This window comes from Pseudonocardia sp. CA-142604 (genome assembly GCF_050948475.1).
GTDB lineage: Bacteria > Actinomycetota > Actinomycetes > Mycobacteriales > Pseudonocardiaceae > Pseudonocardia > Pseudonocardia alaniniphila.
The window spans coordinates 5396718-5421086 of the sequence record NZ_CP192045.1 but is presented as its reverse complement, the minus strand read 5'-3'; the positions used below and the strand labels follow the sequence as shown (position 1 = coordinate 5421086).

General features: G+C 66.8%; 21 protein-coding genes and 1 pseudogene. 12 read left to right on the top strand and 10 right to left on the bottom strand.

Annotation, left to right across the window (positions count from 1 at the left end):
- Positions 1-25: 25 nt before the first annotated feature.
- The 4 genes and pseudogenes from ACQPZQ_RS24570 to ACQPZQ_RS24555 all read left to right on the top strand — a co-directional run bounded on the left by ACQPZQ_RS24570 (position 26) and on the right by ACQPZQ_RS24555 (position 4462).
- Complete coding sequence (locus ACQPZQ_RS24570) at positions 26-562, top strand: carboxymuconolactone decarboxylase family protein (protein WP_433284393.1); 537 nt, start codon at positions 26-28, stop codon at positions 560-562.
- Between the two features lie 1081 nt (positions 563-1643).
- Positions 1644-2546, top strand: coding sequence for an alpha/beta fold hydrolase (locus ACQPZQ_RS24565; protein WP_433284391.1), 903 nt, complete (start codon positions 1644-1646; stop codon positions 2544-2546).
- Positions 2547-2628: 82 nt separating this feature from the next.
- A pseudogene (locus ACQPZQ_RS24560) lies at positions 2629-3012 on the top strand (ABC transporter permease subunit); the annotation flags it as partial.
- Between the two features lie 46 nt (positions 3013-3058).
- The gene (locus tag ACQPZQ_RS24555) at positions 3059-4462 is read left to right on the top strand and encodes an amidohydrolase family protein (RefSeq protein WP_433284389.1); all 1404 of its coding nucleotides are present in this window, start codon (positions 3059-3061) and stop codon (positions 4460-4462) included.
- 252 nt (positions 4463-4714) lie between these two features.
- Here the strand turns inward: ACQPZQ_RS24555 and ACQPZQ_RS24550 are convergent, their stop codons facing one another.
- Both ACQPZQ_RS24550 and ACQPZQ_RS24545 read right to left on the bottom strand, forming a co-directional pair.
- Entirely contained in the window at positions 4715-5107 is a 393-nt protein-coding gene (locus ACQPZQ_RS24550) for a transposase (RefSeq protein ID WP_433284387.1), read from the bottom strand.
- A gap of 218 nt (positions 5108-5325) precedes the next feature.
- Positions 5326-6402 (bottom strand): 1-aminocyclopropane-1-carboxylate deaminase/D-cysteine desulfhydrase, encoded by a 1077-nt coding sequence (locus ACQPZQ_RS24545; protein WP_433284385.1) that lies wholly within the window; start codon positions 6400-6402, stop codon positions 5326-5328.
- Between the two features lie 76 nt (positions 6403-6478).
- Here ACQPZQ_RS24545 and ACQPZQ_RS24540 point away from each other — a divergent pair, with 76 nt between their 5' ends.
- Together ACQPZQ_RS24540 and ACQPZQ_RS24535 are read left to right on the top strand one after the other, a co-directional pair.
- On the top strand, positions 6479-7381 hold the full coding sequence (locus ACQPZQ_RS24540) for a LysR family transcriptional regulator (protein ID WP_433284383.1): 903 nt from the start codon (positions 6479-6481) through the stop codon (positions 7379-7381).
- A gap of 153 nt (positions 7382-7534) precedes the next feature.
- Complete coding sequence (locus ACQPZQ_RS24535) at positions 7535-7720, top strand: hypothetical protein (protein WP_433284381.1); 186 nt, start codon at positions 7535-7537, stop codon at positions 7718-7720.
- Positions 7721-7756: 36 nt separating this feature from the next.
- Here ACQPZQ_RS24535 and ACQPZQ_RS24530 read toward each other — a convergent pair whose 3' ends face one another.
- Together ACQPZQ_RS24530 and ACQPZQ_RS24525 are read right to left on the bottom strand one after the other, a co-directional pair.
- Positions 7757-9022 (bottom strand): MFS transporter, encoded by a 1266-nt coding sequence (locus tag ACQPZQ_RS24530; protein WP_433284379.1) that lies wholly within the window; start codon positions 9020-9022, stop codon positions 7757-7759.
- Entirely contained in the window at positions 8977-9768 is a 792-nt protein-coding gene (locus ACQPZQ_RS24525) for an aldehyde dehydrogenase family protein (RefSeq protein WP_433284377.1), read from the bottom strand. Before ACQPZQ_RS24525 ends, ACQPZQ_RS24530 begins: the two co-directional genes overlap by 46 nt.
- Positions 9769-10625: 857 nt before the next feature.
- Between ACQPZQ_RS24525 and ACQPZQ_RS24520 the strand changes: the two genes are divergently transcribed.
- A complete protein-coding gene (locus ACQPZQ_RS24520; RefSeq protein ID WP_433284375.1) occupies positions 10626-11546 on the top strand; it encodes a LysR family transcriptional regulator in 921 nt (306 codons plus the stop codon).
- Positions 11547-12042: 496 nt separating this feature from the next.
- Here ACQPZQ_RS24520 and ACQPZQ_RS24515 read toward each other — a convergent pair whose 3' ends face one another.
- The 6 genes from ACQPZQ_RS24515 to ACQPZQ_RS24490 form a co-directional block, all read right to left on the bottom strand.
- Positions 12043-12960 (bottom strand): NADP-dependent oxidoreductase, encoded by a 918-nt coding sequence (locus tag ACQPZQ_RS24515; protein ID WP_433284373.1) that lies wholly within the window; start codon positions 12958-12960, stop codon positions 12043-12045.
- Positions 12961-13294: 334 nt separating this feature from the next.
- A complete protein-coding gene (locus ACQPZQ_RS24510) occupies positions 13295-14221 on the bottom strand; it encodes an NADP-dependent oxidoreductase (protein ID WP_433284371.1) in 927 nt (308 codons plus the stop codon).
- Complete coding sequence (locus ACQPZQ_RS24505) at positions 14221-14691, bottom strand: pyridoxamine 5'-phosphate oxidase family protein (protein WP_433284369.1); 471 nt, start codon at positions 14689-14691, stop codon at positions 14221-14223. The genes ACQPZQ_RS24510 and ACQPZQ_RS24505 overlap by 1 nt, the downstream gene beginning before the upstream one ends.
- Before the next feature lie 3 nt (positions 14692-14694).
- Positions 14695-15186 (bottom strand): GNAT family N-acetyltransferase, encoded by a 492-nt coding sequence (locus ACQPZQ_RS24500; RefSeq protein WP_433299345.1) that lies wholly within the window; start codon positions 15184-15186, stop codon positions 14695-14697.
- A gap of 447 nt (positions 15187-15633) precedes the next feature.
- Entirely contained in the window at positions 15634-16176 is a 543-nt protein-coding gene (locus ACQPZQ_RS24495) for a carboxymuconolactone decarboxylase family protein (protein WP_433284368.1), read from the bottom strand.
- A 306-nt stretch (positions 16177-16482) separates the two neighbouring features.
- Positions 16483-16797, bottom strand: coding sequence for an isocitrate lyase/phosphoenolpyruvate mutase family protein (locus ACQPZQ_RS24490; protein WP_433284366.1), 315 nt, complete (start codon positions 16795-16797; stop codon positions 16483-16485).
- Positions 16798-18253: 1456 nt separating this feature from the next.
- Between ACQPZQ_RS24490 and ACQPZQ_RS24485 the strand changes: the two genes are divergently transcribed.
- The 5 genes from ACQPZQ_RS24485 (at position 18254) to ACQPZQ_RS24465 (ending at position 24368) form a co-directional block, all read left to right on the top strand.
- Positions 18254-19309 carry a response regulator receiver protein gene (locus ACQPZQ_RS24485; RefSeq protein ID WP_433284364.1) on the top strand — a complete coding sequence of 352 codons (1056 nt, stop codon included), beginning with the start codon at positions 18254-18256 and terminating at the stop codon, positions 19307-19309.
- A gap of 619 nt (positions 19310-19928) precedes the next feature.
- Positions 19929-20765, top strand: coding sequence for an oxidoreductase (locus ACQPZQ_RS24480; RefSeq protein WP_433284362.1), 837 nt, complete (start codon positions 19929-19931; stop codon positions 20763-20765).
- Positions 20766-20933: 168 nt separating this feature from the next.
- Positions 20934-21851 carry a TIGR03619 family F420-dependent LLM class oxidoreductase gene (locus tag ACQPZQ_RS24475; RefSeq protein WP_433284360.1) on the top strand — a complete coding sequence of 306 codons (918 nt, stop codon included), beginning with the start codon at positions 20934-20936 and terminating at the stop codon, positions 21849-21851.
- 97 nt (positions 21852-21948) lie between these two features.
- A complete protein-coding gene (locus tag ACQPZQ_RS24470; RefSeq protein WP_433284358.1) occupies positions 21949-23256 on the top strand; it encodes an MFS transporter in 1308 nt (435 codons plus the stop codon).
- The gene (locus ACQPZQ_RS24465; RefSeq protein WP_433284356.1) at positions 23253-24368 is read left to right on the top strand and encodes a M20 family metallopeptidase; all 1116 of its coding nucleotides are present in this window, start codon (positions 23253-23255) and stop codon (positions 24366-24368) included. The genes ACQPZQ_RS24470 and ACQPZQ_RS24465 overlap by 4 nt, the downstream gene beginning before the upstream one ends.
- Position 24369 lies beyond the last annotated feature (1 nt).

Below are 24369 nucleotides of genomic sequence, written 5' to 3'. Positions count from 1 at the left end.
GACAATGCACGACAGGAAGAAATCGATGTCCCGTATCCCACTTCCAGTAGACCAGGACATTCCCGAAGCGTCATGGCCCGTCTTGAAAGCGATTGAGAAGCAACTGGGTTTCATCCCGAACATGCATCGCGCGCTGTCCCTCAGCCCGGCCGTACTCAACGGGGTGAGTGGTCTTGGGACCGCGCTCAGCCGCACCCTTGACGCGATCACCAAGCATGGCATCGCGCATGCGGTCACCGAGGTCAACGGCTGCAGTTATTGCAAGGCGATCCACACGTTCACCGCCACGAACTTCGGTCGAATCCCAGCGGAGGAGATCGAGCTCTTCCAGCAGGGCCGGGCCTCCGACCCCAAGCGGAGCGCGGCCGTGGCCTTCGCCAAGAAGGTGATCGAAACTCACGGCAAGGTGAGCGACGCCGATCTCGATGCAGTCAGGAAGGTCGGCTACAAGGACTCTCAGATTCTCGAGATCGTGGCGCTGACGGTCCAGTTCTCGATGACCAACTTCCTGAACAACGTCATGGATACCGACATTGACATTCCGGAGCCGTCAGCCACCTAGCTAGCGACCGACTCGATTGTGAGGGTAGGCGCTCGCGCGCACCGACGCCTTCGAAGATGTCAACGGTAGTCGGACCTGTTGGACAGATTAGCCGCAGCCAGCTGATTCTGGAGCTACACGGTGCATGGATACAAGACGCGCACCGCCTACCCGGCAGGAGAGGCATGTCAGTCGACTCGACGCACTCGATACTTATGTTTGGAGCGATGGCTTGTGCAGCACGGGCGAGTACCTCAAGCGGTACCACGCAGCGCCCGAGAGCGACGACGTGCTCGGCCGGAGCGAAGCCGGATGATCAACATGCACGACGAGCCGCGCCGAGTGTTCGCCCCCGACCTGTTCGCCCCCGACCTCAAAGTATCGGATGAACCGCGAGGTGCCGAAAGTGGCCTCCGGAGACTGACGACTCACCGGCCGTCGCCGCGCACGGAGGGTATCTTCACTATGAAGGCCAATGTAGTAATATCAACGTCGACAGGATCGGAGCTCTTGACCGTCAATGTTAACGACTACGATCCGTTCGCTGTCTTGACAGTCCGGAACGTATCAGTCCAACTAACGCGGGACGAATGTCGGAAAGTAGCTGACGCTCTTAGGGCGGCGGCAATGCGGGACCTATATTGAACTACGCTCTATGGCTAGATGGCCAATCCGCTCCCAGCGACGCCGTGCACGTGTAGTTCATGGAACTCGCCCGGCTCGAGCGGTCGCAGGTTCGGGCGTGAGCGCACATCGGATTCTGACGCCATCTCTGCGCCCCCTCGGCTGGCGGCCGACAGCCGATACCCGCCTTCAACCAGCCTTGAGGCGAACGAACGGGGGACGGGAGCATAGTCCGACGGTACTTTTCCATCCGGCCCAGCCTGAGCATGGAAAGTGAAATTATCGAGTGGGCCAGTTCACCGTACACACGCGTCTGGTGACGTATACCAAGATTCCGGTTTCAGGTAGGAGAATAATGGACATCGGAATAGGAAAGGCCAACAGTCTATTCGCTTTCGCCGCGGCCTTGGTGGCCCTCCTGGTGGTTTCCGCGACTTTGAGCCCCCGAGCATGGGCCGAGACCCACGAGCGTGACTCCGTGGCGGTGCAGTCGCCGTCGCCTTATCCGCAGTCTCAACCACCCGCTGGTTTTCAGTCCAAATACGCGGAAGTCAATGGCTTTCGTATGCACTACGTGCGGGGTGGCAAAGGTTCGCCTGTGGTAATGATCCACGGGTTCCCCGAGGAATGGTCCGAGTGGCGGCCGGAGATGGGCCCGCTCTCCAAGACCCACACGGTGATCGCCGTCGACCTGCGTGGTTATGGCGAGTCCCAGGTCACCGAGGGTGGTTACGACGCAGCGCAGTTGGCGAAGGACCTGCATCAGCTGCTGACGCAGCTGGGGCTCAACAACGGCGTCCAGGTAGTCGCCCACGATGTTGGTGTGGTGGTCGCCTACGCCTACGCGGCGCAGTTCCGGTCGGAAGTGCGGAGCATGGCCGTGATGGAAGCTCCCATCCCGGATGAGAGCTATTACCACATCCCCGTGCTCAACGCCGACCCGAATCAGCCCGCGCCGTGGCACTTCGGCTTGTTCCAGCTGCCCCTCGCTGAAAGACTCATCGCCGGTCACGAACGTGTCTTCGTCGAGGACTTGATGCTTGAGTATGTGGCGGGCGATAAGTCGCCGTTCACGTCGTCGGACTTTGACTTCTACGCCCACTTTCTCAAGGAGCCCGGCCGCCTGACGGCCATGGTGAGTGTGTACCGTGCGTTCCGCACAGATGTTCAACAGAACAAGGAGTTCTTGACTCAGGGCAAGTTGAAGATGCCCATCCTCGCGATCGGTGGCGAGCGCACCCGCGGTTCGCTGATCGCCGACCAGTGGCGTGAGTACGCCGTGAACGTCCAGGGACGAGTCCTGAAGGGTTCGGGCCACTTTGTGAACGAGGAGAGGCCGACGGAAGTGACGGCTATGCTGCAGTCCTTCCTGCAGAAGTAGCTTCACCGTCAAGGGATCAACCAGGACGACCGCTGCAGACAGCGGGAACCATCTACGTCGGTAGGGTCGCAGGAAGCTCGTCGCGACCGGTGCCAACGAGCGCGCCGCTCAACTCGCCCTGGTGCGCACCGAACTCGTCTGGGTTGTCACGTTCGCCGCCGGCGCAGTCTGCTCGGCGATCGCCGGCATGCTGCTCGCCGCGTGCAGCGGTACCGGGGACCCGAACATCGGAGACCAGTACCTGTTCCTCGCGATCGCAGCGGTCATCGTCGGCGGAATATCCCTGGTCGGAGCGATCGGTGACTACCGGCGCACCGTGCCCGGGTCGCTCATCCTCATCGTGCTGACCACCATCCTGGTCGGCCACAGCTTCGGCGCGTCCGCCCAGCAGATACTTCTCGGCGTCGTGATCCTCGCCGTCGTGGGCACCTACGGGCGCGACCGCCCACTGCGGGACCGCCGCTAACCCCAGCAAAGAAGACAAGGACCAAAAGCAAGAAGGAGCAGAACGGATGCGCAGGATTCTCATCCGCGGCGGGACCGTGATCAGCGTCGACGCCGCGGTGGGCGACTTCAGGGTCGGCGACGTGCTCATCGAGGGCAACAAGATCGTCGCGGTGGGCGCCGACCTGTCGGATGAGCACGCCGACGAGGTCCTCGACGCCGAAGGCATGATCGCTATGCCGGGCTTCGTCGACACCCACCGTCACCTCTGGCAGACCGGCACCCGCGGCGACTCCATGGACCAGGTCTTCCTGGACCTGATCAAGACCCAACGGCCCATGATCGCGGCACACTACACGCCGGAAGACGTCTACGACTGCGCACTGGCCGGCGCCGCCGACGCTCTCGACCGGGGCGTCACCACCGTCCTTGACTGGTGCCACATCATCAACACCCCGGACCACGCCGAAGCCGACATCCGCGCGCTGCGCGGCAGCGGCATCCGCGCGCTGTTCGCCTACGGCTCGTCCATGACCCGCAGGCCGAACGAGTCCAAGGGTGTTATGGATGCCGGCGACGTGTGGCAGCACGCTCGGCAGGTGCGGAGGCAGTTGTTCGCCGACCCCGAGGACCGCCTCACCTTCGCCCTCGGTCTACAGGGCCCCGAGGCGACCACAATGGAGATCACCGCCGCCGACATCGCCGTTGCGCGCGAACTGGGCGTCCCCATGTCGATGCACGTCGGCACACCGGAAGGCCGCCCCTCGTCGCATGACCAGTCGATCAAGAAGCTCGCCGAGGCCGGCCTGCTCGGTGCCGACATGAACTTCGTGCACTGCTGCGCGACCAGCCCCGCCGAGTTCGAGCTGCTCGCCGCAGCGGGCGGGAATGCCACAGCCTGCCCGTCCGCCGACATGGCGATGGGCATGGGCACCCCGGCGACGGGCCGGATGCGTGCCGCCGGGGTGCGGGTGGCACTCGGCACCGACTCGGTGATCGCCGCGAGTGGCGACATGTTCGACGAGATGCGCGCCGCGCTGTGGGCGGAGCGCGCCGTCCAGGCGCAGCGCGTGTACGCGACAGGCAGCGAGGTCATGCACACCGCCGACCTGCACTTCTCCACCAAGGACGCGCTCGAGGCGGCGACGATCAATGGCGCGCACGCCTGCTGGCTGGCCGACCGGGTCGGGTCGCTGACCCCGGGCAAGCGGGCCGACGTCATCCTCGTCCGGGCCACCGACTCCAACCTGTGGCCGGTCAGCGACGTGGTCGCCACTCTGGTCGGCTGCGGCAGCGGGCTGAACGTGGACACCGTCCTCGTGGACGGCGAGTTCGTCAAGCGCGACGGCCGGCTCACCCGGCTCGACATCCGCGAGGTCCGTGCCGGGCTCGCCAGGTCCCGTGACCGGCTCTACGCAACGGACAACTACCCGGGCATCCGCCCGCTCATGGCTAGTGGTTCTGGTCGTTAGTTCGTCGGGGGTCTGAGGTCGTGCCAGGCGGTGGGATCGTCGAGGTAGAGGTCGAGGGCCTGGCGTGTTGGCAACGCATCGCCCGTCAGTACCTCAGGCTCTTCGCCCACTGGGCATGGGTCCACTCAGCCTGGTGACCAGGATGACAAAACCTCACCAGCTATTTCGACCCCAACAAGACCATTCCCGAGGGAACCCTTGAGTAGCTGCTGAGGTTCCTGCGCTCCACGCCCACGTCGACGAACATCCAGCCTAACTACTTCTACGTCGGACACCTCGGTCCTCGATGTCGGCACACTCCGGACGGCCAGACCGGCGGTAGGCGCCGCCGGTCGCCACGTCCTGCGCGATGTCGGTCGCGGACCGCCGAAGCGGCCGTCGCTTTTTCAGGATCTCGATCGTCTGCTGCTGCTCGCGGACCTCCCTGCGCGGTCGCTTGCGCACTTCGCGCTCGGAGCTGGTCAGCTCGCCGGACCCGCGCTCGCCCCGGTCCGCCTTCACCTGGCGGTACCAGCCGCGCAGCGACTCGGAGCTGATGCCGAGTTCCCGGGCGAAGGCGGTGACCGTCCTGCTCGAGAAATCGACGAGCGCGATCACGTCCCGCTTGAACTCCTCGGTGTGCCGCTTCGTGTACTCGCTTCCCAACTGGTGCTATTTCTTCGCGAACCGCAAGATCCCAGTGTCCAGGCGTCCATGATGAAGGGCAAGCTCCACCCTCGTGGATTGAGGTGGTGTGGTGCACGGGACTGCTTGTGAGCGCAGGCCACGTAACGATTGAGGGCGATTGCGATGGTGATCGAGGTCGTTGCCAGGTTGGGTTTTCGTTGCGGGCCAAGGGTGATCGTGGCTGATAGGCTGCGGGCTCAGTCGGCGATGTGGCCGACAACTTGGGGAATTTCGAACAGGTTGCCGGTGTCTCCGGTGTGCAGGAACGCGACGTTGCTGTCGGCGGGGATTCGCCCACTGCGGGCGTGGTCGAGCAATCCTGCGAGTCCCTTGCCGGTGTAGACGGGGCCGACGAAGACGCCCTCTGTTCGGGCCAGCTCGCGGATGGCTGCTGTGCTTTCGGCGGACGCGACGGCGTAGTCCTCGCCGATGAAACGCTGGTCGATGTCGATCTCGGCGCGGATCGTCGCGTCGTCGGGTACGGGCGCGCCCAAGGTGGCCAGAACCGCCTTGGTCCGTTCGACAATCACGCCGGGGTTCATCCGGTCTCCGTCGTTGAACCGCTGGATGGAGATCGACCGGAACTTCACCGGGTGTCCCAGACTCAGCTTGGCTGCCAGCATCCCCGGCAGCGCGGTCCCGGTACCGATCGTGTGGTAAACGTAGTCGAGTTCGACCCCTGCGGCATCGGACTGTTCAAGCATCTCCCGGAACGTCAGGGCGTGCGCGATGAGGCCGTCGGGGTGCGCACCACCGGTCCCGACAACGAGGGCCTCGTGCCCCTGCGCTTCAAGTTCGGCCTTGCGCACCGCGATGGCGTCGGTGATCCGCGCAGCCTCGCCCGGAGAACGCCAGACGTTGCCGCTGACGTTGATGACGCGGGTTTCGACACCCATCGTCTTGTTGAGCAGATAGTTGCCACGGAACTCGCCGAGCTCACCATGCCGGGTCACGTTCCGGGTCAGCACCAGGATCGGCGTGATTCCTACTCTCAGGCAGGCGGCGGCGAATTGCAGACCCGAGTTGGTCAGGTATTCGCCCTGGGTGATGACGTGTGTCACTCCGTTCTCGAGGGCCCGCCCCAGGATGAACTCGGCCAGGCGCAGCTTGCTCCCGCTGATCGCACTAGGTCCTGCCAGGTCCTCGCGCTTCATGAAGAGGTTGATCCCGTACGCCGCCGACAGGTTGGGCAAGGCGTGGAACGGAGTGGGGTAGAACCCGACCCGGCATCGGGGGAGTTTGTTGATCGCGGTGTCGAAGTGCGTGAAGTCCATGCGTCAAGCGTCGGTCACACCTCTGGATTAGCACAAGCAATGATTTCTTCTTGGCCGATAAGCTATCCTTAACTTCATGTCCTGGTTGTTCGATCCTCGACATCTGGTGACCCTTGCGGCTGTCGTGCGGCTCGGCTCGTTCGCCGCTGCCGCAGAGGAGCTGGGCTACACCCAGTCCGCGGTCTCGCAGCAGGTTGCGGAACTGGAACGACGGGTCGGTGCACGAGTCGTGGTCCGGCGGCCCGTCCGTGCGACCGAGGCCGGGCAGGCCCTTCTCGACACCGAGGCCGCGATCAGCATGTCGATGAGTCGCGCTGCCACCGAGCTCGCGGCGCTCGCGGACGGAACCGGCGGCGAGGTGCGTCTCGGCGCGTTCATCTCGGCGGCAGCCTCCATCGTCCCTCCTGCGCTCGCACGCCTGCGTGCGACCCATCCGGCAGTTCACATCACACTCCGTGAACTTGAGCAGCGCGAAACGCATGCGCTGCTGTTCCGAGGTGAGATCGACCTGGCCATCACCTTCGACTACGAACACGCTCCTGGGCCAGTGCCCGCCGGGCTCACGCAAGAGCACCTCATGGACGATCCGATCATGGTCGTCCTTCCCGTCGGTCATCCCCTGGCCGGAACTGACAGTGTCACCCCAGCCGACCTGCCGTCGGACGCATGGATCAGCACCGCGGTCGACGTCCGCGACTTGGCAGCGTCGCCCCTCGACGGCGACCGGGGAAGCGGACATCGTTTGGACTTCGATGGTATGGACTTCCGCACTGCGCTCAATCTCGTCGCGGCGGGTCTCGGCGTCGCGCTGCTGCCGCGGTTGTTGCTGTTGGACGCTCCGCCGAGCGTCGCGGTTCTGCCCATGCGGCAACCCACACTCGTCCGTCGTCTCTACACCTGCCGGCTCGATACGAGAGGCGTGACCGCATCGATCAGGCAGCTGGAGATGTACCTGCGGGAGGTAGTGGCGGAACTCTGAAATACCGCATCGATCCCCTAGATCCACGACAGAGCAATGCGATAGGCACCCTCCTTCGTCACTCGGGTCAACCAGATGCCGCGGCGATTGATATGCCGAGACCGACTTGGCAGGTGATGCGCGTAAGCCGGCAGGGCGGGCGCCCTCGACCCGGTGCTCGTGAATCGCCCGCCCGACAAGCAGGACGAGTGGCTCACCGACCATCGTGGCTCCGTGATCATCGAGAACGCCGGTCCCTGGGTGCAGCAGGAGGAACCGGAGCAGGTGACCGCGGCGCTGCTCGACTTCCTCGAATCGATCGACTACCGCGCGGCCAACGGGTCGGGCCGCGAAAGGTGAGTACGATCATGCGGCCCCCGACGCGTTGCACGATCGTCAGGACGTCGTCGCGACAGCCGTCGGGCTGGGGATCCGTCGCAGTGCGAGTGCCAGGAGCAGGGCCAGGGTGAGCAGCCCGGTGATGTAGACCACCATCCCCAACCAGCCGGCCTCGTCGTAGCCGACGCCGCCGAGAGCGCCCCCGATGCTGCTGCCTAAATAGTAGAAGCAGAGGTACAGCGACGACGCCACACCGGCGGACCCACCCGGCATCAGCCTCGCGCGCCGGCTGACCCAGCTGCTGGCGACGGAGTGGGCGCCGAAGAACCCGGCGGTGACGAGCAGGAGTCCGGCCAGCACGGCGAACAGGTTGTCCGGGACCGTCACCCAGCCGCCGAGCACGGTGACGAGCACGGCGGCCCACATCACCTTCCGGCGTCCGATCCGGTCAGCCAGGCGGCCGGCCGCCGTCGAGGCCCAGGTTCCGGCGATGTAGGCGAGGAAGATCAGGTCGACGAGCTGGGCCGGCAGGTTGAAGGGCGCGGCGAGCAGCCGGAACCCGAGGTAGTTGTAGACGGTGATGAACGCGCCCAATATCAGGAACCCGACGCCGAACAGGCAGAGCAGGCCGCGGTCCCGCATGTGCACGCGCACCAGCGGACCCAGCTCGCGCAACCGCACCCGCGTAGGGGACGTGGTGGTGGCGGGAGGCAGGAGCAGCCGGAACACCACGGTGCACACGATCGACAGCACGCCGATCACACCGAGGGCGATCCGCCAGCCGGCCACGTCGGCGACGGCGCCGGCGATCACCCGCCCGGAGAGGCCGCCCAGGGTGTTGCCCGCGATCAACAGCCCGACGGCGCTACCGAGCCACCGCGGGGCCACCTCGCTCGTCATGTGTGACATCGCGAGGGCGGGAAGTGCAGCGATCGCCACACCCTGCAGCGCCCGGATCGCGACGAGCACCGCGAAGGTCGGAGCCAGCGGAGCGAGCACTCCCAATATGGCGGTGGCCGCGAGCGCGATCGTCATCACCCGCACCCGACCCCAGGGCTCGGCCAGCGTCGAGAGCGGGACGACGGCGATGGCGAGCGCCCCCGTGGTAGCGGAGACAGCGAAGCTGGAGGTCGACGAGGACAGTGCGAACTGCGACGCAAGATTCGGTAGCACCCCTTGCGCGCAATAGAGCAGCACGAACATGGCAAGGCCGGCGCACCACATGGCCGCACCCAGCCGCCGGTAGCCGGGGGTGCCGCGCTCGAGCCCGCGACCGGTCATGCCGGGAGCCGCGACGGCCTGCCGGGCCGAGTCGCTGTCCATTCGCTGATGCGTCCGGCCAGCGAGTCCGTCCATCCGGGCGGACGGATGACCGGGGAACGGCAGCGGTGCCCGGTCAAGGCGATCCTGTCGATTCGCGAATGGGTGACCACATAGGCACCGAGGGCGGGAATGCCGGGCACGATGTTGAGCGCTCCGGCCGGCAGCCTGGACTCGACAGCTGCCTCGGCGAGCAGGAAATAGTCGGGGAGGAAGTCGTCGAAGACCGCCTCGGAGTACGGCGTCACCACGGCCGTCGGCTTGACCGCCACTGGGCAACCCGCCACCAGTGCCGTACAGATCGTGATGAAGCCCTGCATCTGAGGGAAGCTCCACGGCACGACCACCCCGACCACCCCGACCTGCCCGCGAGCAGGGCAGACGTGTTCGACGGTGTGGAGGTTGTCGATGACGTCGTCGCAGCTACGGAGCAACTGTGCCGGTGAAGCCGCCGCGGCCGGCTGGGGTGTCGCCGGTCCCGAGCCGCGGGCGAACTCGGCCCCGTGATCGTCGACGGCGTCGGAGAAGCAGTGCAGCGCCTCCGCCCGCGCGGCCGGGGTGAGCCGGGCCCACCCGGCAGGACCTTCGAACGCCCGCCGGGCGGCGTCCACCGCGGCATCGACGTCGGCCCTCTGCGCCAGCGGCATCGTGCCGATCGGCCCGCTGTCCGTCGAGACGATCGTGATCGTCTGAAGGCTGCTCGGTGTCGCCCACGCACCGTCGATGTAGAGGTTGTCGTAGTTCCGCATTCCTATCCCTGTCTCGATCGGATTTCGCACATCGTCAGCCGGGCAGCGTGGCCTCGCCGCGGAGCGACTGACGCAGAAGTTCTTTGCGCACTTTTCCGGCGGGGTTTATCGCCCGCCGGGCGCCGGAGATCGCCGCCTTGCCCGACGCCCAGGGAGATGTGGACTACAGCTAGGCGCGCTGTTGCGAGTCCACCAACTGGATGGCCAGCACGGTCTTGCCCTGTCCGGCCGGGCCCACCACGACCAGTCGGCCCTGCTCGGAAGAATCTCTCGCTCAAATTACTCTCGCCCGCTTTGTCTCAATTCTTGGATTTCGTCTTTGAGTAAGACAATTTGCGAGGATATGACAATTTCGTCCGAGACGAAGATGGGCGACACGGTCACAAGTATCGTCGTCTTGTCATAAGGCCGGGCGACGTACCAACGGGGTCGGCCCCGGTCGTCCTCGAATAGCTTGATCACGGCATTGAAGCGAAGGTTGGTAATGGCGCGCCGATGCCTGTTTCGTACGTCCTCGCCGCCGTAATTTGAGTTACGGTCAAGGTGTTCCAAGGCTCACTTATTGCAGTAGCGGGCGTTTGCTTCACAGTCATGGCGGTGACGCCGACGCCAGCGTGTTCGAGCAGTCGATCGGCCCGCTCATCCAAGACTCAGCCAAGAAATATCTGGTTATTCTCAACCTGGGGCAGGTTGGAGTTATCCGTCACACCACCCGCCTCTGCAGTGATTGTGGTCGGGGCCCGGGATTTCCCCCTCGACTCGAAGTCTGCGCCAATGCGGGAGAGCGCGCAATGCGGGATAATTGCTTCCAGCCTTCGGGGCGTCCGAAGGCTCCGCTACCCGCTACCATCGAATGGATGGCCTACGACTTAACCGACTTACGCCTGTTCCTGCAGGTAGTCGACGCGGGCAGCATCACGCACGGCGCCCAGCGAGCGCACCTGGCGCTCGCAACAGCCAGCGCCAGGATCACGAGCATGGAGAGAACTCTCGGCGCCAGACTCTTGATCAGGAATCGACGGGGCGTGACACCCTCGCCGGCCGGGTGGGTGCTCGTCAGCCACGCTCGTCAGGTTCTGGCCGAATTGGCTCGGATGGATGCGGAACTGACACCGTTCGCCGACGGCATGCCATCGGCTGTCGTCGTGCTGGCAAACACCTCGGCGACCGAAACCTTTGCCCCCTCGGCGGCTACCGAATTCCTGAAACGCCACCCCGGAATCGACATCGTGGTGAAGGAGCTTCCCGCTCAGCAAATCGTCGAATCAGTCACCAACGGCCACGCCGAACTCGGCCTCATCGGTGACACCGTGGATGTAGGACAGTTGGAGACGGCGGCTGTACGGCCCGACCCACTTGTCGTGGTAGCAAGCAGCGGGCACGCGGTGGCCGGGCGCACGCAAATCGCTTTTAGCGAATGTCTGAGTCATCCATTCGTGGGCTACGCGGAGGGCAGGCCGCTGGACGAGCACCTCATCGGGCGAAGTCAACCACTCGGGTTGCGCCCGCGTTATCGCGCACGCCTCCCAAGCTCGGAAGATGTCTGCCGAGCAGTAGCTGCCGGCGTCGGCATAGCTGTGCTTCCCGCCCTCGTGGCCGCCCGCTGGGGCGGCGCGCTCGACCTCGTGATGATTCCGATATCCAACTCCTGGGCGCGCCGCAACCTCATCCTATGCAGCCGGAGACGAACCGAACTGTCAGAGCAAACGTTGGCAATAGCGAGTCACCTATTGCGCGCGGGAGCCGAACAGGACACAGTACGACATGGAGGTGCATAGGAGAAGCGATTGACTTGATCGGCGGCCGCCACGCCCTCGCTCATGGGCTCAGCGCTTCAGGGCGTCAGTTGGCCCATCGAGTCGAGTATCGTCTGACGGTTGAGCGCATGCGTGAAGTTTTCTGACCGAAGTCTGACTGCCGCGGTCGCCCTGTAGAGCGCGGCCGACGATGGCCCTCACCACGTCAAAGAAGCTGCTCGGAGAAGGCGGGTACCTCGTCGGTGAGCTTGTGCCGCCGCCGCGGCCCCGGCTTGCCGAGCCCGGGAGCGAGACCCCGCCGGGCCACCCGACCTTCACGCCCGGAGGCCGACCCTCACCTCAACCACCCGCCCCGAACACAGGTTAGAGAAGGTTCATTGACGGGATGAGGCGGATGGTCACCCGGTCAGCTTGGCATCCCGAATCCGCGGCGGACCAAATCGGCCCCTCACCGCCCTGGTTACGCGGCTGACGCTGATCCACGAGGAGGGCAGTACCTGTCGCTGTCCCCAAGTCCTCACGGACGAACGCGGATGATCGTCTGTCCGCTGATCCGCTCGGTCGTATTGAAGGCCGCGACGGCATCGTCGAGGGTTGCGATGTTGCCGATGTTCGTCCGCAGCCGTCCGTCACGTACCCGCCGGACGATCTCACCCAGTTGGGCACGATCGGCCTCGACAACGAAGTCGACCGCCAGGCCGTGCGCGGGCCGCGCCTCGGGCGGGCCGGCGATGGTCACCAGTGTTCCTCCGGCCCGGATCACGCCTGCGGACCGCTTTTGGATGTCGCCGCCGATGACGTCGAACACCAGGTCGACGCCGCCGACGTCTTTCAGGGCGTCGTTCTCAAGGTCGACGAACTCCATCGCGCCGAAGTCGAGAGTCTTCTGACGGTCGACGGCGCGTCCGGTGCCGATGACGTACGCGCCGAACTCACGTGCGAGCTGAGTCACCATCGACCCGACTGAGCCGGCCGCGCCGTGCACGAGCACGCTCTGCCCCGCCTGAAGGCGGCCGTGCTCGAACAGTCCCTGCCACGCGGTCAGACCCGGCATCGGCAGACTCGCGCCCACCGTGAAGTCGACGTCGCCCGGCAGCGGTGCGAGGTTGCGTGCCTCGATCGCCACGTACTCCGCCAGCCCTCCGCCGCGATACGAGTCCGTGAGGCCGAACACCCGCTGTCCCACTGACAGCCCCGTCGTGCCATAGCCGAGGGCGGTGACCACTCCGGCCAGCTCTTGTCCGGGAATCGACGGTGTTCGGTCACGGTCGACGCGATCGGTCCAGGTCGAGGGCCACGTCAGCTCACCCGAGGTGAATCCCGACGCATGAACCTGAACAACGACGTCGTTGATCGCCGGTTTCGGCTCGGGCCGCTCCACCAGCGTCATCCCGGCCGTTCCCGCGGTCTCATCCGTCACCACAATCGCCTTCATCAGGCGCCTCCCTGTATCCAGTCCTCGCCGCCACACTCTGTGTCATTCTGTGGACGATATCGGCTATTGTAATTCAGTGCAGAGGCACCCGGTCGGACGAGAATGTATCGCCCCGACCGTCAGGCGCGCTGCTGCGTCAAGTCACTGATGGCCGGCGGCGGCTTTCCGATCGATGCCACATACATTTATGCAAATCCCTGTTCCGAACCCGATCATGTTTCCCGCGCCAGTCCCGGGTAGGGACAGGAATCCAGGGTATTCGCGCCGTAGGTGATCCTCGCCCGATGGCGGCGTCATTGCCGCCATAGGCCAGGTCCTTGCGCGGTACGCGCGGCTAGACGAGCAGCACTACCGGACCGCCCGTGGTGCCCGCGACGGCGCGCTCCAGCGCCGTCGCCGCCTCAACCAGCGGCAGCGCGGCGCCGACCGACAGGCTCAGCCGAGCAGTCCCCAGCAGCGCACAGAGCTCCGCGAGCTGAGCGGCGTTCGGGCGCACATAGACGTCGGCGACGCTGATGCCGCGATCGTCCGCCGGCGGGTCGCCGGTGATGGTCGCCATCCGACCGCCGTCCCGCACCGCCAGGACGGCGTCCGTACTCCCACCGCGGACGGTGTTGACGGCGGCGTCGACGCCGACGCCACCGGTCAGCTCGCGGACGCGCTCGGGCCACCTGCTGTCGTGGTAGTCGATCACCTCGCCCGCTCCGGCCTGCGCTGTCCGATCGACGCTGGACGGTCCGGCGGTGGCGATGACGCGTGCCCCACGCAGGGCGGCGAGCTGCACGATCAGCCCACCGGTCGTCCCGCCGGCGCCGTGCACGAGCACTGTCTCGTCCTCGGCGAGCTTGAGCGAGTCGGCGAGGACCTGTTTCGCGGTCAGTGCCGGCACGGGGAACGCCGCCGCGACCTCCCACGACACGCCCAGAGGCTTCTTCACGACCAGAGCGGCATCCACGACGACGTACTCCGCCCAGCAACCCTGTTCACGAAGCTGCAGCGGGTGACCGAGAATCTCATCGCCCTGCCGGAGACCCGTGACCCGTGCGCCGACCGCGATCACCCTGCCGGCGACCTCCACGCCGAGCGCCATCGGCGGTGTCAGCCCGACGTTCCACGCACCGGTGCGCACGATGTCGTCCCAGTTGCCAACGCCGGCCGCAGCGACCTCGATCACGACTTCGTCCGGACCGGGATCACGGGGGTCGGGAAGATCGAGCAACTCGACCCGACCACCGAACTCACGCACTCCAGCGGCACGCATCACACCTGCTCCTCTTCACCGTGAACGACCTGATACTTGGCGGACCATTCAGCGATGAGGGCGGATTCCTCCGCGCCGCCGAAGGTGTAAGCGGGTGATGTGATCGGTTGGGTCTGATCGACGTGGACCAGGACAGCCTCGTGGGCGGGGTAACCCGGTCCGTTCAGATCGAGCAGCCAGGTGTGTAACCACTGGTAAACCGGTGTTCCGCGACCATGAATCGCCGCGGTTCCGGTGAACCGATAGCCCCGGCGCCGGAGGACGTCCACCGAGTTCATTTCGATGCGCGGGTCCGCGGTGAGGTTGGCGATCGTCTGAGGCGAGGCGATGTTCATGAATGCCAGGTGCTCGTCGTCATACACCCGCACTGATCCCTTCGGCGAAAGGTTGGGCGAGCCGTCGGGGCGCACCGTGGCGACGAAGGTGAGTTTGGCGGCCGCCACGATCAGCCGCATATCGGCGTCGATCATGCTCTAGCTCCTCTCGTTTCCTGAACGTCCGTGACCGGCACCGAGCGGCTTGGCGAAGTGAAAAGCGCTGATGGACAGGCCGACGCGGGCGTAGAAGCGATGCGCGTCGCTCCGCGTCACACCCGAGTCCAGCTCGAGTGCCCGACAGCGCTCGGCGACGCCCGCCCGCTCGAGCCAGGCGAGCAACGCGCCGCCGGCGCCCACGCCTCGCCTCGCCGGATCGGTCACGAGGTCGTCGACGTAGAGCACCCGCCCGCGCGTGTTCACCATGACCCGCCAGCCGGCCACCGCTGCGAGTCGCCCGTTCCGCTCGTACGCACCCAGATAACGCACTCCTCGCGCCGCCGCCGCCGCGATAGCCCCAATCAGGTCAGCGGTGTTCGGTCGCAGGTCCGCCAGCAACGCCACGACATGATCGTCAGCTTCCGGATGTTCGATCTCACGGACCCACAAGCGCACCATCACAGCGTCGGCGCTCGCGGTGGTTGGCTCCATGCCGATCACGCTAGCCAGCAATCGGTCCCGTATTAGGTTCCAAATCGATCGCACAAATGGGTACCACTTCTGGGCCGGAGATCCTCCTCTCGATCGGACGTCCGCGGCCCGGACGACCACGCCGGGCCCAGCTCGAGAGCACCCTGCACGACGCGGTGCGTACCGGTCGCCTCGCCGCCGGACAGCGGTTGCCGGACGGTCTCGTGATGGCCACCGCGATGCCTCAGACCCCGCCCTGCCGGCGCGGCAGTCACCGATTTCGATGCCGGAGCGCAACGTCGGTCCGGCAGCAGGAGGAGGAGTGGGGCCCCGGCTGAGCACGAGGCTCTACGGCCCGTACAGAGCGCCTTGAGAGCGCCTGTGCGGGCCGCTCGTCTTTCCAGGGACCAAGTTGGACGTGCAGAGCGAGTGGGTAACGCCGCCCGTGTGTGGTTAGCCGGGTAGTGATCAGGCGACGGTGGCCTCGGACTCGGGAAAGTCGATTTCGGTCTCAGCGACGTTGTTGACGAAGTTGGTCAAGAGGAACTGGGCAGAGAGGGCTATGATCTCGATAATCTGGGGATCGGTGTAACCGGCATCGCGCACGCTAGCGAGATCGGCGTCCGTGACCTTCCCGCGTGTCTCGGTCACTCGTTTGGCAAACTGCGCTGCTGCCGCGCGCTTGGGGTCGCTCGAGCTACCTTTCCGGGCGAGTGCGATCTCCGCGGCCGGCACCTTGCCGAACGTACCCGCGGTATGGCTGTGCGCTGAGACACAATAGGCACATGCGTTGACCTCCGAGACTGCCAGTGAGATGTAGTGGCGAGTCGTGGCATCCAGGGTCTTGCTGAGCTCGCGCTGTAGACCGGTGACACCGGTGAGCACGGCCGGGCTGGATGCCATGAGTCGGTAGCCGTTCGGGATGAAGCCCAGTTGCTTGCCGATGGCGTCGAGTGCGCCGTGGGTGGCCTCCGGAGCCTCATCGCGGGTAGGAATGTTCAGGCGAGACATGAATGATCCTCCTTCTTGACTGCACAAGGAAACAGGGCAATCTGCCCGTTTGTCGTTCTTTCGGTTCGACTTCTGGGTTCTTTGCCCGCTGCGTTACTGCCCGCAGGCTCAGTCGCCGATCGGAATTGGCTGCTCTCGCTCCCGTCTTGCCTCATGAACCACACCGCGCGATGAGCTCTGAGGCCAGTGCTGGGAGATCCGCGATCCGAGCGGCCCGAGTCGGAACCTCGAATAGCGCACCGTCGGGAGAGCCGGAGTCGTCGATGTTGACCCCGGTGATGCCGACCTGCAGGAACCGGGTGATGTTCATCCGCACCCCTCAGGCGTGGTGGTGTAGCCGCCCTCCACGGCGGCCGAGACCGGCAGATCCACCGCAGCCGCGATATTGCGGACTGCCGCCAGTACGTCCTCGACGCACAGCTGGTTTCCGTCCGGAACTCCGGCCGACCAGGACGAGGCCCCGCTGGACGTGGCAATCGCCGCGGCCCCGGCAGCGGCGATCATGTGCGCGCTCCCGGCGTCCCACACGTTGGTCAGCACCAGCGGGACTTGCGCGTGCCGTGCACGGAACCGATCCGCCCGCTCCTGCTGGACACTCAGGTTCAGGTTTGCCTCGGTCATTTGCCCCTTCCTTCCTGTGGAGGTGGATCTGGCTCCCGTTATTCCGTCAGGGGTGGCACTGCAGTGAACTGGCCACGCAGTGAACTGGTCACGGAGTCCTAGCGGGCTATCGACGCTGATAGGGCGCACCGGTACCAGGCCCGGCGCGATGTCGCTGGGGCTCGCCTACGCGCATTCCCGTTGGTATGCGTCGGCTCAGTCCCACCGGCCTGCGGTCCGGCGGGACGCCGCAGTCCACACCAAGCTAACCAGGCTGAACTCTCTAGTCCAGTATTCGTGGGGTTGAAGTCCGACACTCGCTAAACAGGTTTCACCCTATCGTCCGATTCATCCCGATCGTTTGTCGTCGCCGAGGCGTTATTGGATGATGGTTGTGCGCAGCTGGCCCCCAACGTGGAGTCAGCAGTGATCAGACGTTGGACTCAGTAGTACTGGTTCGATGGACGCATGAGATCGGTCGTCCTACCTGTCGTGGATCCCGCGCGCAGCCCGGCACCATCCGGATCGACCTAGATGCCCGTGTTGTCGTGCACGCCTTCAGCTCCCTGGCCGGTATCCGGCACTGAACCAAGCGTGGACGCCCGCAGCCGTGCGCACAATGAGTCATTTCGCGAGTCGGCCTTCGGTTAAGCCGAAGGCTGATGTTTGTGCCGGTTTGAGTACCGTGACGCTATGAGGCGATCTCAGTAGGCTGAATGACAACGCATGCTGATCTCCAAGGTCCCCGATCAAAGGATCGGCGCGGACTGGGCGCTGGGCGAGTGGGCGGATCGGCTGCTCGAACAAACTGGTCTCGGTGTCACCATGGTCGACCGGCACGGCACGGTGATGTACTACAACAAGTGGGCATCCCGAGCCGTTGGACCGCCGGCCCGGCTACCTCGGCCACTCGGTACACGAACGGCGTCCGCGGACGGCGGCCGGCATACGACAGGGTCGGCGCGTCCCAGTCCGTCCCAGATGCGGCTCCTGCAGCAGCGACTCCTGTTCCTGCGACTCCCGGTCCTGCGGCCCGGGTTGCCTCGCACGCACTTCCAACCTCTCTCGTCTACCGGTACGTCGAAGTTCGCCCTCGTTCACCGCTGGCCGCACCCGATCGCATGGGGGCGGAGCCGAGTACGTGGCGCCACCACTGCGGCTTGTGGTGTCTAGCGCTCCGATCGCGGATGACCGATAGGTCACCTGCCGCCCTGCCGCTGAGCCGACTGCGGATGGTGGGAGATGTCAAGTCTGCGTAAGAAACCGTGGGCAAGATGACTGAGCCGTTGCCAAGTGTGCTGAGCCGCCGCTGCCAAGCGCACTGAGCCAAAACGAGACCGACACCCTCCCAGTCTTCAGGCGCGCCAACCGCCCGCCCACACCAACAAAACACAGGTTTCGTTGGGAGCCAGTTCGGTTCGCCGAACTACAAACCGGTACATCGGTTTGAAAACGTCGAACTGATAGCCTCTGGATCATGATCGACGAGGCCGCACGCTGCGGCTACAGCAAGTGCCGGGCAGAGCTGCCGCCGCCCGGTCCCCAGGGCGGCCGGCGCCGCTCGTTCTGCCGGGAGACCCGGTGGCCCGGTGGCCGTACCTGTGCGCAGATGGCCCGGGCCGAGCGCGATGCCCTCGACGCACTGGGCCTCGACTCGGGGCGCTCCTCGTTCCGGCTCGACGCCGACCGGCTCCGTGAGCACGTCGACGCCGTGCGCGCTCCCGTCACGGAACTGGCCGCCGCGCTCGACGCCGTCATGGCGCGGTTGGAGGAGGTGGAGGGTGCCGCCCTGACCGCCGTCGAGACCGCCAACCGGGGTGCAGCGGAGGCCGAGGCCGCGCGGGTCGAGGCGCAGCAGGCGAGGGAGCGGGCGGAGCGTGAGGCCCGTGAGGCGCGAGAGCGGAGCGCCCGGGCCGTCGAGGAGCGCACCGCCGCCGTGGAGCGGGCGACGGCCGCCGCCCGGCAGGCGCTCGAGGCCACCGAGGCGCTCGGCGCTGCGCGTCAGGCCGTCGAGGAGGCAGTTGCCGGCCGCCAGGCCGCGGAGGAACGGGCGGCGGCGGCCGCCCGCCAGGCCGCCGAAGCCGAGCGGGGTGCACAGGAGGCGGCAGTGCGGGCCGGGCGGGCCGACGCCGAGTGCGCCGCGGCGCAGGCACGGTCGCAGGAGTGGCGGGCGGAGTCCGAGGAGCGGCGCTCCGAGCTCGTCGCCGTCCGGTCCGAGCTGAGCGCCTGCATCAGCGCCCGCGACGACGCCACCCGCCAGGCCACGGTGGCCACCGACGCCCTGGCCGGCGAACAGGAGGCCCGGCAGCGAGCGGAGCACGATCTGACCGGCGCCCGCGCGCGGCTCGACGCCGAGGCGGCGCTGCGGGCGCGGGCCGATGCCGAGATCGAACGGATGCGCGCTGAGGTCGAGCAAGCCCGAGCCGATGCCCGGCTGGCGCGGGAGGAGCTCACCGCCCTCCGCGAACAGGGCGCCGACGAGCTGCGAGCACTCGTCGCGGCATTCCACGGCGCGACCGTGAAGGAATCCTGACACCCCGGGCTACGACCGGCACGTTCGCCCGTTAGGTCGGTGCGGCCGTGCCGTTCGTCCACTCCGGTCGGCCCGCGGTCCCGGGTCCTCCGGACCGGCGGCACTTTCGCGCGGACCCAGCGCTCGAGAGCCGCTCGTCCAACCCAACCCAGCCAGTCCCGGCTGCCCGGCCCGGTCCAGCGGGCCGCGGCTCGTGCTCCCCGAGCCGATCGCACGAGCGAGATGTTCGCACCAACGGGCCGCGACGAGCGCGCCATGACCGCCTGGTGGTGCTCGATGGCGATTCCAGCGAACTGGAGACCGGCGAGCTCACGCGCCGCACTCGAAGAAGCTGATGTTCGCGCTCTCGCGTGGTCGGTGTGATCGTGCCGCTCGTTTCCGTGGTCGAACCAGCGGCCCCGAGTCCCTTTGCACGAGTGGCATGTTCGTCCGCCAGGTTCGAGCGACCGTGCCGCTCGTCCAGCCCTGATCGGCTCGCCGGGCTCTGGCGCCCGATCCTCGTGCGAGCGCACCTTCGTCCGCTCAGTCAGTACGACCATGCCGCTCGTCCAGCTTGGGATCTGCTGGGGACGGGGGAGGGGCTGGGGTTGGCTTCGGTGGGGAGGCGCAGGATGGCGGTATGACCCAACTCCGCTGGTTCATCACGGGCGCATCGACCGGGTTCGGACGCACCCTCGCCGAGACCCTGCTCGAGCAGGGTGATCAGGTCGTGGCCACCGCACGCAAGTCCGAGACGGTCGCCGATCTCGTGGAGCGCCACCCCGGAGCCGCACTGGCCCTGCCGCTCGACGTGACCGACCCCGCGCAGGTCAGTGCTGCAGTCTCGGCGGCGGTGGACAGCGGCGGCATCGACGTTCTCGTCAACAACGCGGGCCACGGTCTCCTCGGAGCGCTCGAAGAGCTGACCGACGAGCAGATCCACGAGGTGCTGGGGGTGAACCTGTTCGGGGCGTTGGCCGTCACGCGCGCCGTGCTGCCCCACATGCGGGCTCGCCGCAGCGGCCACATCGTGCAGATGTCGTCGGTCGGTGGCGTCGTCGCCAACCCGGGTCACGCCGTTTACGCCACCTCGAAGTTCGCGCTGGAAGGGGCGTCCGAGGCGCTCGCCGGTGAGGTCGCCCCGTTCGGGATCCGGGTGACGCTCGTCGAGCCGGGGCCGTTCCGTACCGATTTCCTGGGCCGCTCGCTCGGGTGGGCCACGCCGATCGAGGACTACGCGGGCGGTCCCGCGGGGGCGTTGCGGGACCGGTTCTCGAAGGGGCACGGGCAGCAGCCCGGCGATCCCGCGCTGGCATGCCAGGCGATCATCGGGGTGGTGCGCGACGGGTCGGCGCCACTGCGGTTGCCACTGGGACAGGCGGCTGTCGAGCGCATCCGCGACAAGCTGCAGCGTCAGCTGACCGAGCTCGAGGCCTACGCCGATCTCGCCGTCTCGACCGACCGGCCGGTGAACTGAATCGCGCACATCTCCGAATTCCGCATGAATTCGGCGGGGGCGGCTTCGTTGCTGTCCCTGGGGGTGTGCAACGCCTGTTGTCGTCAGAAAATTCGGTGGTCACGGCGGTGTCCGTGCCGCAGCGGCGCTCGTATTGTGAATCGGAAATAGACTCTGAAAGGTGATCGGATGCGAATCGGTCTCGGCTTACCTCATTACGGCGCGCTGGCCACCGTCGATTCTCTGGTCGAGGTCAGCAGAGCCGCCGAGGCCATGGGGTACGACAGCCTGTGGACGGGGGACCGCCTCTTCGTCCCGGTCGAACCGAGCGATCCCTACCCGGGCAAGGACGGGGTGATCCCTCCCCAGTTCGGCACGTTTCTCGACCCGCTCACCGCGTTGACGTTCGCAGCCGCCCACACCGAGCGGGTCCGACTGGGCACGAACACGCTCAACGCCCTCTGGTACCCCCCGGTGATCCTCGCCCGGACGTTGACCACCCTCGACATCCTGAGCAAGGGGCGGCTCGACGCGGGGTTCGGCATCGGCTGGATGCGCGATGAGTACACGGCCGTCAACGTGCCGTGGACGGGCAAGGGAGCACGGCTGGACGAGACGCTGGACCTGCTGGAGCAGATCTGGACCTCCGAGGTGGTGCAGCACGACGGTCCGCTGTTCACGGTCGTCCCGACACCGATCGAGCCGAAGCCCGTGCAGCGGCCCCGCCCGCCGATCCTGCTGCCCGGCTTCTCGCCGCAGGCCATCCGCCGCGTCGGGCGCCGGGCGGACGGGTGGCTCGGTGTCGGCGCTCCGCTGCCGGCCCTGTCCTACCTCTGGGACAGCGTCCGCCGGGAGGCCGAGGCGGCGGGGCGCGATCGCGGCGACATCCGGTTCATCGTGCGGATCAATCCGCACCTGAGCGACGAGAAGGCCGACCCCGAGCAGGTTCCCGATCACGGCACGATGGTCCAGCTCGTCGACTACGCCCGGTCACTAGTGGATCTCGACGTGGACGAGGTGTTCATCGACCTCGGGCAGACCACTACGACCAGCGCCGAAGTACTGGATCACGCCGGCGCCTTCATCGAGGGAGTACGTGCCGGCTAGGTCATCAGGAGGCCGCCGTTCACCTCAGCGGGTGACGACGGTCGATCGAGTGGCTACTCTCTGCTGACTTTCCGTCGCCGTAAAGCCAGGGGTAGCCGTGTCCGATCCGTCGATATCCACACCGCCTACCGCGATCGACTCCGAGCCGCACCGGTTGCCCGTACGCACTCTGGTCGCAGCATCGATCGGCAACGCCATCGAGTGGTACGACTGGACGATCTACGTGACGTTCAGCATCTTCTTCGCCACGCAGATCTTCCCGAAGGAGAACGCTGCGCTCGCGCTGCTCAGCACGCTCGCCACGTACGCGGTGGCGTTCTTCTTCCGCCCGCTCGGGGGCTGGGTGCTGGGTCGGTTCGCCGACCTGCGGGGGCGGCGCACGGCGATGCTGGTGACGATCCTGCTGATGGCGGTGGGGTCGCTCGCCATCGGCCTGCTGCCCACGTTCGCGATGGTGGGCTGGCTCGCGCCGGCGCTGCTGCTGATCGCCCGTGTCGCGCAGGGCATGTCGCTGGGTGGGGAGGTCTCCAACGCCTCGGCGTACCTGGCCGAGATCGCCCCGCCCGAGCGCCGCGGCCGGTACTCGTCCTTCTTCTACATCTCCACGGGCTCGGCGGTGCTCGTGGCGTCGCTGCTCGGTGCGCTGCTGACCCAGGTGATGGACGCCGAGCAGCTCTCGTCCTACGGCTGGCGGATCCCGTTCCTCATCGGGGGCGTGCTCGGCCTCGTCGGGCTGTGGCTGCGCCGGGCGATGCCGGAGACCGAGCAGTTCGAGGAGAACAAGACCGCGGCGCACGCCCTGCGCAACCCGCTCCTGACGACGTTGCGCGAGCACCCGAAGGCCGTCGGCCAGCTCGTGGGCTTCACGCTGCTCTCGACGCTCTGCTACTACACGTTCTTCTCGGCGCTCACGCCCTTCGCCGTGACCTCTCGGGGTGCCAGCGCGAACGAGGTCTTCGTCGCTCTCTCGATCGCGACGGCGTTGTTCGTGGCGCTGCAGTACCCCATGGGTGCGCTGTCGGACAGGTACGGGCGAAAGCCGCAGCTCCTGGTGTGGTCGGCTGCCACGGCGGTGCTGATCGTGCCGCTGTCGTACCTGATCGGGCCGGGGCTGGGGAACCTGCTCGTCGTGTTCTGCGTCGGGCTCGGGCTCTACACGATGATGACCTCCGTCGCGCCCGCGGTGATGAGCGAGCTGTTCCCCACCACGCTGCGCGGGCTCGGCATCGGGGCCTGGTACAACCTCACCGTCGCCCTGTTCGGAGGCACGGCCCCGTTGGTCATCCAGGCGCTCTCGGGTGCGGGTGCCGCCGAGGCGTTCTTCTGGTACGTGGCCGCCGGCGCCGCCATCGCGTTCCTGGTGATCCTCACCCTGCCCGAGACGAAGGGGCAGGTGTTGCGGTGACCTCCGCGCTCGACCTGCTCACCGACCTGATCCGGTTCCGGACGATCGGGGGTGGCGAGGGCGCCGCAGCCCGGCACTGTGCGGCGATCACCGAGAACGCCGGGATGGGCACGCAGCTGCTCGATTGGGCCGACGGGCGCGAGCAGCTCGTGGCCCGCACTGCGGGCGGCGGACCTCCGCTGACGTTCACCGGCCACCTCGACACCGTTCCGGTGGACGCCGCGGACTGGTCGGCCGACCCGTGGGGTGCCGAGCGTGACGGCGACCGGGTCGTCGGGCGGGGCACCAGCGACATGAAGTCGGGAGTGGCCGCCGCGGTGATCGCCGCGGTGGAGCACGCGAGCAGACCGCATGACTGCCGGGGTGTGCAGCTCGTGCTGACGGCAGGGGAGGAGACCGGCTGCACGGGCCTGCTCGGCCTCGACGACGGCGCCAGGTCCGCCATCGCCGGTGGTGGACCGCTCGTGGTGGCCGAGCCGACGGGCAACGAACTGGTGCTCGGCCACAAGGGCGCCCACTGGATGCGGCTGCGCGCCACCGGGCGTTCGGCACACGGATCGGCTCCCGAGCTCGGCGACAACGCCGTGGTACGGCTGGCGCGGGCGGGTGTGGCGCTGCACGAGTTCGACGGCTGGCCCACCGACGAGCGGTTCGGGCGCGTCACCGCGAACGTCGGCATGTTCAGCGGCGGTGTGGCCACCAATGTGGTGCCTGCCGCCGCGGAGCTGATGCTCGACATCCGCACGGTGCCGGGCGTCGACCCCGACGAGCTGCGCACGCAGGTCGGAGCCCTGGCCGGGGACAAGGTCAGCGTGACGGACCACGTGCTGCTGGCTCCGGTGGACACCGGCGCGGACGACCCGTTCGTCGGGCTCGTCCGGTCGGCGCTCGCCGACACCGGGCTGGACGACACGCCCAGGGCGCCGGCCCGCTACTTCACCGACGCGTCGGTGCTGGCAGGGCTGCTGGGCGCAGGAGCGGCCGCGCCGACGGTGGTGCTGGGGCCGGGCGAGACCGCGCAGTGCCACGTGGTGGACGAATGGTGCCTGGCATCACGCGTGGACCAGGCAGTGGAGGTGTACGGGGCACTGCTCGCCCGCTGGTGCGGCTGAG